This is a genomic window from Paenibacillus sp. EKM206P, assembly GCF_011066155.1.
Lineage (GTDB): Bacteria > Bacillota > Bacilli > Paenibacillales > Paenibacillaceae > Paenibacillus > Paenibacillus polymyxa_D.
Genome location: NZ_JAAMNQ010000094.1, coordinates 1 through 327, shown reverse-complemented (window position 1 = coordinate 327; position 327 = coordinate 1). Strand labels below are relative to the sequence as shown.

1 protein-coding gene is annotated in these 327 nt (G+C 63.6%); it reads left to right on the top strand.

What is annotated here, in order from left to right; all coding sequences use genetic code 11:
- On the top strand, positions 1–327 hold a 327-nt coding region (locus G9G53_RS26665), incomplete at both ends, for an AMP-binding protein (RefSeq protein WP_238796334.1).

The window sequence follows — 327 nt, the reverse complement described above, 5'->3', positions numbered from 1 at the left end:
CCGGCGGAGCGCGTGCGGTTCATGCTCGAAGACAGCGGAGCGAAGGTGCTGCTGACGCAAACGGCGCTGCGAGAGCGTGCTGAAGCCTGGCTTGACGAAGAGGAGCTGGCGCTGGCGGCGGTGCTGTACCTGGACGACGAAGCGTCGTACAGCGAGGAGCGGGCGAATGCGCCGATTGGCTCGGGCATAGTCTCCGGCAAGCTGACGGATACTGTGGACGACGGCGATGAGAGCCATCAGAATGTTGGCACCGACAGCTTCCATGAAGCCCGTCCGGAGGATCTGGCGTACGTGATCTATACGTCGGGAACGACGGGCAAGCCGAAG